Genomic DNA, 12,094 nt, shown 5'->3' with positions numbered 1-12,094 from the left:
GCTCAGAAGGTGGTGCCTTTCAGCAAGGCGAGCAGCCGATAGCGGCGGGCGGGCCGATGCGGTGCCGCCTGTGCCGCGATTTCAATCTCGTCGATGACGGAAGCGCCTTGCGGCAGCGGGCGATGATTCATTTGTGCGCGATGACCGGTGAGGCCAAGGCCGACAAGGCCGGCGACGAAGCCGATACGACCAGAAATCATGTTTCCCCTGTTTCATGACGACCGCCTTTGCGGCGGCCAGTCCAAGGGATCTGGGGGCACTGTCGGAAAAGGTTCAGTGACGTCCCGCACAATCCGGCCCGGATCCATGCTGCATCCGGTTCGATTGGCTAGCCTCTCTATCAAATAGTGTGCGCATAAAATGATTCCTACTCGCGCACACCATGATATGAGCACGTTAATCTCTGATTCAGATTCTCCTGGCTATAAAGCTTAACGGGCCCCAGTGCATTCGGCGGGCCCGACCACAATTGGAAAGCCGCGACAGGCCCAGCGATGCCGCTCATCTTCGAGACATCTGCCGAACAGCTGGCTCTCGCCCTGGGCTTTGCCACCCTGCTGGCCCTGGTGGGCCTTGGATTCGCTTTATTCCACTTCCTGCCCCGTTCCGCCCGTGCCAAGGCAGAAGCAACGGCACTGCGCGAAAGCGAAGCCCGCTTGCGCGCCAGCGAGGCGCGTTTCCGCCAACTGGCTGATGCGACGTTCGAGGGCCTGGTGATTCACCGCGACGGCATTGTGCTCGACGCCAACATCGCCATGGCCGCCATTCTCGGCTGGCCGCAGGAATTGCTGATCGGCCGCAGCCTCTATGACTTCTGTGCGCCGTCGAGCCACGGCATCCTACGCACACAATTGCAGCAGATCGACAGACCGCTCGCCACGCAGGAAAGCAGTGACGCGATCGAAATGGAATTGCGCCACGCCGATGGCAGCAAGATTCCGGTCGAAGTGCATGCCCGCATCATGCCGTTCGAAAATGGCGACGCCCGCGTGGTTGCCGTCCGCGACATCCGCGAGCGCAAGGCCGCCGAGCAGCGCATCTTCCACATGGCGCATCACGATTCGCTGACGGCGCTGCCCAACCGCAATCTCTTCCGCGATCGCCTGGGCCAGGCGATGGCGCGCGCCAAGCGCGGTGGCAATACGGTTGCCGTCCTTTCACTCGATCTCGACCGGTTCAAGCCGGTCAATGATCTGCTCGGGCCGGAAATCGCCGATGAATTGCTGCGCCAGGTGGCCCTGCGCCTCACGAATTCGATCCGCGCCGACGATACCGTGGCGCGGCTTGGAGCCGACGAATTCGCTCTCATCCAGGTGGGCTTGTCGCATCCCGACGGGCCGGCCGTCATGGCTGACCGCCTGGTGAAGACGCTGGGCGAGCCGTTCCTCATCTGCGGCCACCATATCGTCATCGGTACCAGCATCGGCATCGCCCTCTATCCAAGCGACGGAATCAGCGGCGATGAGTTGCTGCGCGCCGCCGATACAGCTCTTGACCGTGCCAAGGCCGCAGGCGGTGCCACTTACCGTTTCTTCGAATCGGAAATGGACCTTCGGCTGCAGGAGCGCCGCCGCCTTGAGCGCGACCTCCGCCAGGCCCTGAACGCCAACCAGCTGGAGCTTCACTACCAGCCGCTGGTCGATTGCGAACATCTGACTGTTCTGGGCTGCGAGGCGCTGCTGCGCTGGCGCCATCCCGAACGCGGTCCCATTTCGCCGGCCGAGTTCATTCCGTTGGCCGAGGAATGCGGCCTCATCATGCAATTGGGTGATTGGGTCCTGCGCACCGCCTGTCGCGAAGCGGCCGGCTGGCCCGGCGACAAGATCGTCGCCGTCAACCTCTCGCCCATCCAGTTCCGCCAGACGGATCTTGCCGAACAGATTCTCGCGATCCTCGCCGAGACAGGCCTCGCCCCCAACCGGCTCGAGATCGAAATCACCGAAGGCGTCCTCATTGAGGATACCGAGCGGACGCTCGCTATCCTCAAGGAATTGAAGACCGCCGGAATCCACATCTCGCTCGACGATTTCGGTACCGGCTTCTCGTCCTTGAGCTATCTGCAGCGTTTCCCCTTCGACAAGATAAAGATCGACCGGTCCTTCATCTGGGCGATGGAGCAGAATCCGGATTCGATGGCGATCGTGCGCGCCGTCATCGCGCTCGGCCGTTCCTTGCGCATCACCGTGACCGCCGAGGGCGTCGAAACGCCGACCCAACTCGCCTGGCTGCAGCACGAGGATTGCGACCAGGCCCAGGGTTATCTGCTGGGCAAGCCGATGTCGCGTGCCGACATCGCCAGATTGTGGGCAAACCCGCAACTCCGCGCCCAAGCCGAACTGCCGCTGATCCCCGCCAAGGCCGCGGAATAGGCCGACAGCCACCATCCTGCACGGAAAATTCAGTGATCCGGCGTCGCTCCATGCGCTGAAGGAAGCGCTAGCGTCGAATGATCCTTACAGGCTCAAGCTGCCGGCAATAAAGGCGCGCGCCAACAGAAGGCGGGTCGCCCTATCGATTTTCCGCCAGTCATCCAGATAGCTGCGAGGAAAGAAGATGCGATAGTCGTAAGCGTCGATACCGTCTGCCTTGGTGATCATGCGGTAAAACGCGCAATACTCTCCGACATCATGCGAGGGTGGCACGTCTCGCCGGCATTCGATCACCTGCTCTACGCGACCGTTTTTCTCGGACAGGAAGAAGGTCGGGGCATGGTCATCGGCGACTTCCGGGGCCAGGGCCACAAGCTGCGCTTCTCCTCGCCGCAGATAGGTTCGCCGCCCGCCATCGGGCTGAAGTGTTGATTTCGGGTCATACTGATAGCGGCTGCCATCGGGTGCGGTTTCGCGCCCACGCCAATCAGGGAAGGCGGCGGCGATGATATCGTCGACCGAGCGCCGCTGTGGCGGCAGCACGTCGATCTGGATCCTGCCCTCTTGCAAGTCCGGGTCGAGAGCTTCGGCCGGTATCTGCAAGGCGACCCGCGCGAATTGCATCGGCGACTGATAGGCGATGACGGGCCAGGTTTGCAGGACCTCGCCCGAGCGGAAGGCAAAGGCGCTATCGCCGATATGATAGATGGTCTCCCCGGATTGGGCGGCATTGTCGATGCCGGGTTGTCCAGGCGGTACCTGACTGCAGGCCGACAAGCCGATGAGGGCGGAAATGGCAATCCGGGGCAAGGTGCGCATCACGATCTCCCTTGGACCATTTGCGTTTATCTTACCACGGATCGCCCCACTTGCACTCAAAGCCCGTGATAGCGCTCCAACCCCAGCCCGCTGATATCGATTTCGGGCCGCCGGCCGGAAAGGAGATCGGCCATGATGCGTCCCGAGCCGCAGGCCATCGTCCAGCCGAGCGTGCCGTGGCCGGTGTTGAGATAGAGGTTGGAATAGCGCGTGCCGCCGATGATCGGGGGACCGTCCGGCGTCATGGGCCGGAGGCCGCACCAGAAGGCGGCCCTGGCGGCATCGCCACCTTTGGGGAAGAGATCGCTGACCACATGAGTGAGCGTCGATCGGCGGCCTTCGCGCAGATCGAGATTGAAGCCGGCCAGTTCCGCCGTACCGCCGACACGGATCCGGTCGCCGAGCCGCGTGATGGCAACCTTGTGTGTTTCGTCCATCACGGTCGATTGCGGCGCGCCATCCTCCGTCGTCACCGGCAAGGTCAGCGAATAGCCCTTCACCGGATAGATCGGCAGCTTGAGGCCCAGCGGGCGCAGCAGCTGCGGCGAATAGCTGCCCATCGCCACCACATAGGCATCGGCCGTGACGCGTCCGCCATTGGTGTCGACGGCGGCGATGCGGTCGCCGTCGCGGATAAGGCCGTTGATCGTCACCTGATAGAGGAAGCTGGCGCCGGCCTGTTCGGCGAGGTGCCGCAGGCTTTGCGTGAATTTGAAACAATCGCCGGTCTCGTCCTGCGGCAGGCGCAGGCCGCCGACGAATTTCTCGCGCACATGCTTGAGGCCCGGTTCGACCTTGAGACAACCTTCGATATCGAGCACTTCAAAGGGAATGCCGGTCTGGGCCAGCACGGCCGTGTCGGCCCCGATCCCGTCCATCTGCTTTTGCAGGCGGAAGAGCTGCAGCGTGCCCTGCATGCGCTGGTCATAGGCGATATTGGTGTCGCGCCGCAGTTCCTGGAGGATGTCGCGGCTGTAATGCGCGATGGGCAGCATCAGCCCCTTGTTATGGGCGTAACGCTCGGCCGTGCAGTTCCGCAGCATCCGGAGGCCCCACAGCCACATGGCCGGATCCGGCTTGGGCCAGATCACCAGGGGCCGATGGCGCATGAACAGCCATTTGAGGGCTTTCAGTGGAATGCCGGGTGCTGCCCACGGTGCCGAATAGCCCGGCGAGACCTCGCCGGCATTGGCAAAGCTTGTTTCCAGCGCCGGCCCTTCCTGGCGGTCCAGCACAACCACCTCATGACCGGCACGGGCGAGGAAATAGGCGCTTGCCACCCCGATGACGCCGCTACCCAGGACCACGATCTTCACGATGCAACTCTCCAGCACATACCCATGAAATCTGCGCGCTCTTTTAACCGATCGCGCGCGCTTCGCCCAGATACCGCCACCATCGCCGCCGACATGACAGGCATGCCGCAGCGTGAATTGTGACAGAGAGCCGCATCCGCTACCAAGAAGCCAGAAATAAGAAAAAAGATAAAGTCAGGGGAAAAGACCATGAATCACGGCTATGACAGCCGCTATGCCTGGGGGCGGCTCGCTGCGGGCCTCGCGATCGCCATCATCGGCGGCATCGGCCTGTGGACGCCTGTCGTGGTGCTGCCCACCATCGAGGCCGAATTCGGCCTGGGGCGCGGCGGCGCCTCGCTGCCCTATACCGCGACCATGATCGGCTTTGCCGTGGGCGGCGTATTGATGGGGCGCCTTGCCGACCGGCGCGGGATCATGGTGCCGCTCATTCTCGGTGCCTGCATGCTGGCCCTCGGGTTTATCGCCGCGGCCCTGTCGCAGAACTACTGGCAGTTCATCCTGGCGCAGGCCGTGCTCATCGGCCTGCTCGGTTCATCGGCCACTTTCGGCCCGATGGTGGCGGACATCTCGCTCTGGTTCCTGCGCCGGCGCGGCATTGCCGTCGCCATTGTCGCCAGCGGCAATTACCTGGCCGGCGCCATCTGGCCGCCCTTGCTGCTCAAGGCCATCGACGCCTTCGGCTGGCGCGCTTCCTATGCCGCGATCGGCATCATCTGCCTCGTCACCATGCTGCCGCTCTCATATCTGCTGCGCCGTCGCCCATCTTTCGCCGTCGACGTTTCACGTGAAACAGTGAAGGCGGCGCCGTCCGGCCCAACGAGCACGGCACCCTTCTATCTGCAGGGCCTGCTGATGTTCGCCGGCATCGCCTGCTGTGTGGCCATGTCGATGCCCCAGGTGCATATGATCGCCTATTGCGGCGATCTCGGTTACGGCGCCGCGGCGGGGGCCGAGATGCTGCGCATCATGCTATTCACCGGCGTGGTCAGCCGTCTCATTTCCGGTGCCATCGCCGACCGCATCGGCGGCGTCGGTACGCTCATCCTGGGTTCCACGCTGCAATGCCTGGCGCTCATCTTCTACCTGCCCTTCGACGGGCTGATGTCGCTCTACGTCGTCTCCGCCTTGTTCGGGCTCTCGCAAGGCGGCATCGTGCCGAGCTATGCGCTCATCGTGCGCGACAATTTCCCGGCGCATCAGGCGGGCCTCCGCATCAGCCTGGTGCTGACCGCCACGGTCATGGGCATGGCGCTGGGTGGCTGGATGTCCGGCGTCATCTTCGATCTTACCGGCTCGTATGAGATGGCATTCTTGAACGGGATCGCCTGGAATGTGATCAATATGGGCATCGCCCTGTGGCTGCTGTTGCGCCGCTTGCCGCGGGCGGCCATGGTGAGGCCAGGCGGGCTCAAATCGACCTGAAGGAGCAAGGCATGGCAACCGAGCCATTCGATTTCCGCAGTGCCGACGGGCATCAATTGTCCGGCCGGCTCGATCTGCCGGATGGAGCGCCGCGCGCTTTCGCTCTTTTTGCGCATTGCTTCACCTGCACCAAGCAATCCATCGCCGCCGTGCGCATCGCGCGGGCCCTGACCCAGCGCGGCATCGGCGTGCTGCGCTTCGATTTCACCGGGCTGGGCGAGAGCGAGGGCGATTTCGCCGACAGCACCTTCAGCGGCAATGTCCGCGACCTCGTCGCAGCGTCTGCCGAGATGGCGGGGAAGGGCATGGTGCCCAAGCTTCTCATCGGCCACAGCCTCGGCGGTGCCGCGGTGCTGGCGGCGGCGGGCGATATCGCCAGTGTGACGGCGGTGGCCGTCATCGGCGCCCCCTTCGACGTCAAGCATGTGACGCTGCAATTCGGTGACCGCTTGCCCGACCTGATGGCGAAGGGCGAGGCGGAGGTCGATCTCGGGGGGCGGCCCTTCACCATGCGCCGTTCCTTCATCGACGATCTCCACCGTCATGATCAGGCTGCCCGCATCGCCGACCTCAAGCGGGCCCTCCTGGTACTGCATTCGCCGATCGACCAGACGGTCGGTGCCGAAAATGCCGGCGCCATCTTCCAGGCCGCCAAGCACCCCAAGAGCTTCGTCTCCCTCGACGATGCCGACCATCTGCTCACCAAACCCTCGGATGCGGCCTATGCCGCCGATGTCATTGCCGCCTGGGCCTCACGCTATCTGGGGGCGGAAGTGGAATGGGCCGAGGAACTGCCGGAAAAGCGCGTCGTCGTCGAAGAAACCGGCGGCGGCAAATACCAGGTCGAGATCAAGACGGGCCGCGCCCGATTCCTGGCCGACGAACCGGTCGATGTGGGTGGCCTCGGCTCCGGCCCCACCCCGCATCAATTGGTGGCGGCGGGACTTGGCGCCTGCACGACCATGACCTTGCGCATGTATGCCGAGCGCAAGGGCTGGCCGGTGGCGCATATCCGCACGGTGGTCGAACATGTGAAGGAGAAGAGCGACCTGGCGCAGCCCGATCTCTTCACCCGGTCTATCACCTTGACCGGCGATCTCGATGCAGAGATGCGGGCGCGGATGATCGAGATTGCCGAAAAATGCCCGGTCCACAAAACACTCGCAAGCGGTGCCAGGATCGCGACGCAGGAAGCAGGTGGCATCTGATGTCGGACGAACGGCTTTCAGCGCCGGCCGCACAGCGCAACCGCGATCCCATCCTCAATGTGCTGCGTCGGGTGCTGCCGAATAGCGGCACGGTATTGGAGATTGCCAGCGGCAGCGGCGAGCACGTCATTCATTTCGCGCGGCATCTGCCGGAACTCACTTTCCAGCCGAGCGATCCCACGCTTGGCAGTCTGCGCAGCGTCGCGGCCTGGGTCGCGTCAAGCGGTGTCCCCAATATTTTGCCGCCGCTGCAGCTCGATGCGCGCGAGGCGGATTGGAAAGTGAAATCGGCTGATGCCGTCATCTGCATCAACATGATCCACATCGCGCCCTGGGCAGCGGCCGAGGGCCTGATGCAGGGTGCGGCAAGGATCCTGCCGCAAGGCGGCGTGCTTTATCTCTACGGTCCCTATCGGCGGGACGGCCGGCATACGGCGGAGAGCAATCTGGCTTTTGACAACCAACTCAAGAGCCAGAATCCGGCCTGGGGCGTGCGCGACCTGGGCGATGTGGCGGCTCTGGCGGCGGCGGCGGGTTTCGGGGCGCCGGAAATCACCGAAATGCCGGCCAACAATCTCAGCGTCGTTTTTCGCCGTCTTTAGGATTATTCAGGCCGATCAAGGCGATAGAGGACGTGCGGCTGCAGCCAGTGGCCGGGCTCGAAGCGCGGATCGGCAAAATCGCCGCGGGCGTCGCGGCGCATGCCCAGCTTTTCCATGACCCGGTGCGAGGCGGTATTCTCGACATGGGCCGCGGCGACGATTTCGGTGAGGCTGGGGTCGGACCAGGCTGTCTTGAGGCAGGCGCCGGCAGCTTCCGTGGCATAGCCCTGGCCCCAGAACTCCCGCCCGATCGTCCAGCCGGCTTCGACCAGGGGCTGTCCGCGCATCACCGCGCGGCTCGCTTCATCGATCAGGCCGACACCGGCATCGCCAATGAGCGCGCCATCTGATTTCCGTTCGATCGCGCGCCAGCCGAATGCGCTCTGTGCGAGCTCATCGATATAGCCATCGATCCAGCTGGAAGCCGTCGCGGCATCCACGACGCTGCGGAAGAATTTGCGCAAGACAGGATCGGCAAGGAACGCGGCGTAAGGTGCGCGGTCGCGCTCCTCCCAATTGCGGATGATCAGCCGGTCCGTTTCAATCGGCTGAGTCATCATGGATCAGCGCGCTTCGCTCATCAGTTTTTCGACCGAGGTCAGCACCATCAGCGACCGGCGATGCATCTTCCAATCGCCTTCGCCTTCGAACTGGGCCACGCGGCTCTTGGCGATCTGCAACGCGCTGTCGCGATAGCGGGCGATGAGTTCGGCCGCTGCCTTGTCGTAAGTCTCAACGGTATCCATCGTCATGTCCCTACCTCTTATCTTCTTGCGGACGACGATCGGTCATCCCCTACCGATCTTTGCCGTCGCTGCCGCTAGGCCGGACCTTTTTGCGAAACGCGCGGTCGCGCTTCAGGTGCCACTCCCGGCTCATGGCTTCGCGTCGTGTCGCATATTGCTCATGATAGAGCAATGTCCAAACGCCGCCCCGAGTCGACTTGGCCCCGCTGCCGTTATTATGTTGCGCGAGGCGACGCTCCAGATCCAGGGTCCAGCCGACATAGGTTCGGTAGCCATGTGGGCTTTCGCAGCCTAGAATGTAGACGAAACAAGGCGATGGCTCTTTCGGGTCAACCATGCTGCAATCCGCGGATCTTTTCGTGCCAATTTATCTAGCGTGTTTTGCATGACCCGCACCAGCCTGCTGCATGGCTCAGGGGAACCGCCAATTCCCACCTCCGTTAAGGAGAGTGGCACAGCAGGGATGATTCCTTTGACCGGCGACACCAGGCACGCGCGGTACCTCTCGCAGGCGGAAACGGCTGCCGTCGCGGAGGAGAATATCGAGAAGCTGCTCCGGCACCTGCCGCATTGGGCGGCGCGCTTCATCCGCCGCATGCGCAGGCCGCGGGCGCGCTGGGTGCGCTTGCCTGTCGCCCTCTGTCTCATCCCCGCCGGCTTCTTCGGCTTCCTTCCGGTGTTGGGCCTGTGGATGTTGCCGCTGGGTTTGCTGCTGCTCGCTGTCGACGTGCCGCTGCTGCAGCATTGCGTGCATCGCTTCATCAACTGGTTGGCGCGGCGGCGCCCGGCATGGTTCCGATGAACGACGACATCTTCCGCTCGGTGGGCGAGTGGCTCTCCGTCATTCACATCCCGCTTGCCAGCGTCGTGACCTTTCATGTCCTTCTCTACAAGCGTGACGTTCGCTCGGCGGTCGGCTGGATGGGCCTCGCCTGGCTCTCGCCTTTCGTCGGGTGTCTTCTTTACATTCTCTTTGGCGTCAACCGCGTGCATCGCAAGGCATCGCGCATCAGCCGCCGCCGGCGGCGCGCCCTGCATCGCCACGCCTATGCCGAAGCACCCCCGCGGCGGGACTATCTGGCACCCCTGCAGCAGGCCGTGGAACGCATCACCGACCGGCCCACGCAGGGCGGTAACACCATAAAATTGTTGAGAAATGGCGACGAGGCCTATCCGGCGATGCTGGCCGCCATCGAAGGTGCTACCGCCAGCATTGCACTTTCCAGCTACATCTTCGACGACGATGCCGCCGGGCAGACTTTCATCGCCGCCCTCGCTGCGGCCAAGGCACGACAGGTCGAGATCCGCGTCATCGTCGATGGTGTCGGCAGCGGCTATCTGCTTTCGCCGGCCTATCGGCGCATGCGGGCGCAGGGCATCAACGTCGCGCGCTTCCTTCACTCCTTCGTGCCCTGGCGGATGACCTTCCTCAATCTGCGCAGCCACAAAAAGATTCTGGTCATCGACGGTAGGCTGGCCTTCCTCGGCGGCATCAATATCAGCATCGACAATGTGTTGAAGGAACGGCCAGCACATCCGGTGCGCGACGAGCATTTCTCGGTCGAAGGTCCGGTTGTCGCCCAGATCATGGAAGCCTTCGCCGCCGACTGGATGTTCACCACCGGCGAGGAGTTGAAGGGCGAGTTGTGGTTTCCGCCGCTCGAAGCTCATGGCCAGGCGCAGGCCCGCATCATTACCTCCGGCCCGGACCAGGACATGGACAAGATCGAATTCATGTTCCAGCAGGCGATCGGTGTGGCGCGCGCATCGATCAAGATCGTGACGCCCTATTTTCTGCCCGAAGACCGGCTTATTACCGCCCTTTCTCTCGCGGCGATGCGCGGTGTCGCGGTCGACGTGGTGATACCGGCCGAATCCGATCACGCCTTCATTGATTGGGCAACGCGGGCCCATATCGAACCCTTGCTTGCTGCCGGCGGGCGCTTGTGGCGGGCGCCCAAGCCGTTCGAGCATTCCAAGCTGCTCACCATCGATGGCCGCTGGTCCTTGGTCGGCAGCGCCAATTGGGATGTGCGTTCGATGCGCCTCAATTTCGAGATCAATCTGGAGATCTACGACCGCGGCTTTGCGCGCCAGATCGACGAGGAGTTCGAGCGCAAGCGCGGCAAGGCCTTCACTCTGAAGCAATTGAAGCGCCGCCCCTTCTTCATCCGCCTGCGCGACCGCGCGGCGCGGCTGCTGCTGCCCTATCTCTGAAAAGTCAGGATCTCTGATAAGTCAGGCGCGGCTGATCAGCACTTCGATCGGATGATGGTCCGAGGGCCCACGCGGCAGCACGCGGGCGCTGCTGCAATGCAAGCCGCGCACCAGGCAGCGATCCAGCCGGGTCTTCAGCTTGTGTGTCGGGTCACGCGGGCCAACCTCGCTGAAATCGGGCAGAAGAATCGGTCCGACGGCATTGCAATCGCCGATGATCACGGTGGGGCCGTGCGTCGCCTCGGCGATGGTGCGCAATTGCCGGCGGTTGAGCACCTGCCCGTGCGACAGATGCACATTGGCGATCGAGATGCCGTCGAGCTTCAAGATCTGTGAAAGGCGCGGCGGCACCCGCAACGGAAAGGGTGAAATCGGCAGCGGCACGGAATGCCCTTCGCCCAACTCGTGCGGCGACCAGAAAGCAAGGCCATAGACGCGCCGCTGCATCTCCTGCCAGTGGAAATGCCCGCCAACCAATTGCGGCAGGGCTTCGAGCGGTCGCTTGGCTTCCTGCATGAGGAGGAGGTCGGGCTGTTCAGCGTCGATCAGGCTGGCGAGATCCCCCACCAGCGCCCCACCCCGATGCCACAAATTCCAGCTGATGACCTTGATTGGCTTGGACATTCGGTCGCGAAATCCCCTTTTTGTTTATCCTAGCGCAAGAACGGGTGACCGCGCGACCCGGTTCCGCGGCAACCGGACGGCGCGGATTCCCGAGAGTCGATTTCAGGCCGGTTCTGGTCTAGAAACGAACTCCACCCCGACCGGAGCCCCATCCCATGACCCCCATGGCCCTGCTGATATTTGCCGGTGTCTATGCCCTGGCCGTGCTGTCGCCCGGGCCCGGTGTCGCGGCCGTCGTGGCCCGGGCGCTCGCCACCGGGCATCGCCGCACGATCCCCTTCATCCTCGGCATCGTACTCGGCGATCTCTTCTGGTTCGGCCTGGTCGTCAGCGGACTCACCGTGCTGGCGCAGAATTTCTATCTAGTCTTCGCCATCATCAAATATGTGGGTGCCGCCTACCTGCTCTATCTCGCCTGGAAGCTGTGGCGCGCGCCGGCTGCCGCACCCGAGGAGCAGCATTATGCCAAGGGCGAAGGGTTGCGCTTAGGCTTGGCCGGCTTCTCCATGACGGTCGGAAACCCGAAGACGATGATCTTCTTCCTCGCCATCCTGCCGCAGGTCGTGGCGCTCGAGAAGATGAACCGGCTCACCATCCTTGAACTCTGCCTGCTGATGGCGGTCATCCTCTCCGCCATCATGATGATCTATGCCGTGCTGGCGGCCAAGGCGCGTGCCTTCATCGCCTCGCCGCAGCAGATGAAGCTGGTCAACCGCACCACGGGCGGCGTCATGGCGGGCGTCGCCGTTGCGGTGGCCACGCGCTGAT

14 protein-coding genes are annotated in these 12,094 nt (G+C 63.3%); 7 read left to right on the top strand and 7 right to left on the bottom strand.

Annotated features, from left to right (window positions below):
• Positions 1 to 2: 2 nt before the first annotated feature.
• A complete protein-coding gene (locus ACE3OA_RS08800) occupies positions 3 to 200 on the bottom strand; it encodes a hypothetical protein (protein ID WP_374310088.1) in 198 nt (65 codons plus the stop codon).
• A gap of 294 nt (positions 201 to 494) precedes the next feature.
• On the opposite strand from ACE3OA_RS08800, the gene ACE3OA_RS08795 reads away from it, so the two are divergent.
• On the top strand, positions 495 to 2,369 hold the full coding sequence (locus ACE3OA_RS08795) for a putative bifunctional diguanylate cyclase/phosphodiesterase (protein WP_374310086.1): 1,875 nt from the start codon (positions 495 to 497) through the stop codon (positions 2,367 to 2,369).
• An 84-nt stretch (positions 2,370 to 2,453) separates the two neighbouring features.
• Here ACE3OA_RS08795 and ACE3OA_RS08790 read toward each other — a convergent pair whose 3' ends face one another.
• Positions 2,454 to 3,188, bottom strand: a complete 735-nt coding sequence (locus ACE3OA_RS08790) for a hypothetical protein (protein WP_374310084.1) — start codon at positions 3,186 to 3,188, stop codon at positions 2,454 to 2,456.
• A 56-nt stretch (positions 3,189 to 3,244) separates the two neighbouring features.
• Complete coding sequence (locus ACE3OA_RS08785) at positions 3,245 to 4,504, bottom strand: D-amino acid dehydrogenase (RefSeq protein ID WP_374310082.1); 1,260 nt, start codon at positions 4,502 to 4,504, stop codon at positions 3,245 to 3,247.
• 189 nt (positions 4,505 to 4,693) lie between these two features.
• On the opposite strand from ACE3OA_RS08785, the gene ACE3OA_RS08780 reads away from it, so the two are divergent.
• The 3 genes from ACE3OA_RS08780 to ACE3OA_RS08770 are packed head-to-tail and all read left to right on the top strand — an operon-like array spanning position 4,694 to position 7,739.
• A complete protein-coding gene (locus tag ACE3OA_RS08780; RefSeq protein WP_374310080.1) occupies positions 4,694 to 5,929 on the top strand; it encodes an MFS transporter in 1,236 nt (411 codons plus the stop codon).
• Positions 5,930 to 5,940: 11 nt separating this feature from the next.
• Positions 5,941 to 7,137: an alpha/beta fold hydrolase gene (locus ACE3OA_RS08775; RefSeq protein WP_374310078.1), complete on the top strand. Its 1,197-nt coding sequence runs from the start codon at positions 5,941 to 5,943 to the stop codon at positions 7,135 to 7,137.
• The gene (locus ACE3OA_RS08770) at positions 7,137 to 7,739 is read left to right on the top strand and encodes a DUF938 domain-containing protein (RefSeq protein WP_374310076.1); all 603 of its coding nucleotides are present in this window, start codon (positions 7,137 to 7,139) and stop codon (positions 7,737 to 7,739) included. The genes ACE3OA_RS08775 and ACE3OA_RS08770 overlap by 1 nt, the downstream gene beginning before the upstream one ends.
• 2 nt (positions 7,740 to 7,741) lie before the next feature.
• Here the strand turns inward: ACE3OA_RS08770 and ACE3OA_RS08765 are convergent, their stop codons facing one another.
• Genes ACE3OA_RS08765 through ACE3OA_RS08755 form a run of 3 tightly spaced genes read right to left on the bottom strand, consistent with a single transcriptional unit; the run spans position 7,742 to position 8,822 of the window.
• A complete protein-coding gene (locus ACE3OA_RS08765) occupies positions 7,742 to 8,299 on the bottom strand; it encodes a GNAT family N-acetyltransferase (RefSeq protein ID WP_374310074.1) in 558 nt (185 codons plus the stop codon).
• Between the two features lie 3 nt (positions 8,300 to 8,302).
• Positions 8,303 to 8,491: a hypothetical protein gene (locus ACE3OA_RS08760; protein WP_374310072.1), complete on the bottom strand. Its 189-nt coding sequence runs from the start codon at positions 8,489 to 8,491 to the stop codon at positions 8,303 to 8,305.
• Between the two features lie 43 nt (positions 8,492 to 8,534).
• Positions 8,535 to 8,822 carry a GIY-YIG nuclease family protein gene (locus tag ACE3OA_RS08755; protein WP_374310070.1) on the bottom strand — a complete coding sequence of 96 codons (288 nt, stop codon included), beginning with the start codon at positions 8,820 to 8,822 and terminating at the stop codon, positions 8,535 to 8,537.
• Between the two features lie 126 nt (positions 8,823 to 8,948).
• On the opposite strand from ACE3OA_RS08755, the gene ACE3OA_RS08750 reads away from it, so the two are divergent.
• A complete protein-coding gene (locus tag ACE3OA_RS08750; RefSeq protein WP_374310068.1) occupies positions 8,949 to 9,287 on the top strand; it encodes a hypothetical protein in 339 nt (112 codons plus the stop codon).
• A complete protein-coding gene (gene cls, locus ACE3OA_RS08745; protein WP_374310066.1) occupies positions 9,284 to 10,702 on the top strand; it encodes a cardiolipin synthase in 1,419 nt (472 codons plus the stop codon). The genes ACE3OA_RS08750 and cls overlap by 4 nt, the downstream gene beginning before the upstream one ends.
• 21 nt (positions 10,703 to 10,723) lie before the next feature.
• Here cls and ACE3OA_RS08740 read toward each other — a convergent pair whose 3' ends face one another.
• Positions 10,724 to 11,326: an endonuclease/exonuclease/phosphatase family protein gene (locus tag ACE3OA_RS08740; protein ID WP_374310063.1), complete on the bottom strand. Its 603-nt coding sequence runs from the start codon at positions 11,324 to 11,326 to the stop codon at positions 10,724 to 10,726.
• 155 nt (positions 11,327 to 11,481) lie between these two features.
• Between ACE3OA_RS08740 and ACE3OA_RS08735 the strand changes: the two genes are divergently transcribed.
• Entirely contained in the window at positions 11,482 to 12,093 is a 612-nt protein-coding gene (locus ACE3OA_RS08735; RefSeq protein WP_374310061.1) for a LysE family translocator, read from the top strand.
• Position 12,094 lies beyond the last annotated feature (1 nt).

It is taken from the genome of Dongia sp., assembly GCF_041906375.1.
Taxonomy (GTDB): Bacteria; Pseudomonadota; Alphaproteobacteria; order Dongiales; family Dongiaceae; genus Dongia.
Note: the sequence above shows the minus strand (reverse complement) of the source record. Positions and strands in the feature narration are given on the sequence as shown.